Source organism: Segatella sinensis (genome assembly GCF_040095255.1).
Lineage (GTDB): Bacteria > Bacteroidota > Bacteroidia > Bacteroidales > Bacteroidaceae > Prevotella > Prevotella sinensis.
In genome coordinates this window covers 1-1,822 of the sequence record NZ_JBBNGE010000117.1, presented here as the reverse complement: position 1 = coordinate 1,822, position 1,822 = coordinate 1, and the positions used below count along the sequence as shown (strand labels likewise).

General features: G+C 39.7%; 1 protein-coding gene and 2 pseudogenes. 2 read left to right on the top strand and 1 reads right to left on the bottom strand.

Annotated features, from left to right (window positions below):
- Positions 1-74 precede the first annotated feature (74 nt).
- Positions 75-260: pseudogene (locus AAAT87_RS15320) on the bottom strand (transposase); the annotation flags it as partial.
- Between the two features lie 464 nt (positions 261-724).
- Between AAAT87_RS15320 and AAAT87_RS15315 the strand changes: the two are divergent.
- Together AAAT87_RS15315 and AAAT87_RS15615 are read left to right on the top strand one after the other, a co-directional pair.
- Positions 725-1,408 carry an IS110 family transposase gene (locus tag AAAT87_RS15315; protein ID WP_349226913.1) on the top strand — a complete coding sequence of 228 codons (684 nt, stop codon included), beginning with the start codon at positions 725-727 and terminating at the stop codon, positions 1,406-1,408.
- A gap of 12 nt (positions 1,409-1,420) precedes the next feature.
- Positions 1,421-1,711, top strand: a pseudogene (locus AAAT87_RS15615) (transposase); the annotation flags it as partial.
- Positions 1,712-1,822: the final 111 nt, after the last annotated feature.

Sequence of the window (1,822 nt, the reverse complement as noted above, 5' to 3'; positions counted from 1 at the left end):
CTGAAAACTGCCAAAATCTAGGATTTCGTTAGGAATCTTTAAGTTTTTCATCAAAGACTGCTGCAATGTGGGTTAAACATACGGATAGGACTCTCTGCCGTACGCCCATTGTCATGACAATACTTGTCCTGCAATTCCTGGTATACGAAACTAAAGTCCACCAGGTCATTTATCTGGCGGAGCAGGTTGTCTTTTGGAATAATCAAGTTATACAAACTTGAATAATCACTGAATGATATGGTCTGTTGTTGCTCTAGCATAATCCTTGAATTTTCCTACAAAAATACAAAATATATTGCACATATGCAACTTTTGGGTACACTATTTCAAAGATTGAATGTTAAACTAACATAACCTATGAAGGGACTTTTTCAGTGCCCTCCCTGGGCTAGGAGCTTCTGCCCTTTCTATTATATTTGCACTTGGAAAAATAAAGAGGTGAAAATCTTTATATCTGCAAACTTTTGTTAACTTTGCAGAAAATTAGATAAGTACAATAAAAAAAGAAGAATACTCCATATCCAGCGTTAACCCTGTGCCCTTTCTAGCATAGTAAAGGCTTAGCCCTGTTTGGGGAACTGGATATTTTCTGAGCAGAAGCTTGAGAGTAAATTAGCCTGCTTGTGTAGAACAAGACAGGACTCGTAGTATAGTTGTAGCCGCTCAGAACGGAGCACCCTTCTTATTAAAAACTTCATTCAAAATGCAAATATACGGAATAGATTTGGCAAAAGAGAAATTTGACGTAAGTTTTTTCGACTTGACATCAAAAAAAGTATCAAACCAACCTTCACATAAGGTTGTAACGAACAATTTAAAGGGTATTGGAAAGTTTTTTAAAGGCCTTCCTAGCGATGCTGTATTGGTTGCTGAGCATACCGGAGTTTATGGTGATACCCTCTTGAAGTGCTGCATGGATTGCAATGTAAAGATTGCCTTTGTGGGTGGATATGTCATCCATAGATATAGAGCTACCCCTGACCGTGCCAAGACGGATGTCCTGGATTGTGCACTGCTCAGAGATTTTGGAGAGAGATATCCTGATAAGCTGAAATACAAGACGTTTCCAGAAGAGGCTCTATATGAGCTTCGTCAATTGGCACGCCACCGAGAAATGCTTGTAGAACAGCGTAAGCAGCTAATAACAGCCGACAGGAGCGAGGATTGTCGTCCTATCAGAAGTCTTGCCGTCAAGCGAAGCATGGACCGTATCAAAGAGATGTTGGACACGGAAATTGCAGAGACGGAAAAAGAAATGTTGAAAGTCATAAATGGACATGAGAGCATTCACCACAACTATGAGCTTGTTAAAAGTGTCGATGGAGTTGGGCTGATTACCGCAGTAGAACTATTGGTAAAAACAGAGAATTTCACAAAAATAACTACAGCGCGCCAATATGCTGCTTAGGCAGGAACTGCGCCATACGAAAAATCATCGGGGAAAATGGACAAGGGAGCACATATATCCAAGATTGGTAATAGACGGTCAAAGACCTTGTTGTACATCTGCGCAGAAAGCGCCAGATTGCACAACAAGGAGATTAAACTGTATTACGAGAGACGTACTTTAATAGATAAAAAGCCGCGTCATTATGTACTAAATGCCATAGCAAACAAGTTGCTAAGGATCATATTCACCCTCGTGGAAAAAGGTGAATACTATGACGCAAACTTCATCAGGCAAGACCCAAGGGTCGTTAAATATAATTAACGTTAAAAAATACGCTCAAAGCTTGCTCAATTAGATAGGGTGTCCAGTTCTCTGTTCTTAAAAACAAGCTGGAAATATCCCTGTTAATTGTTAATATTACGCTCTGATATT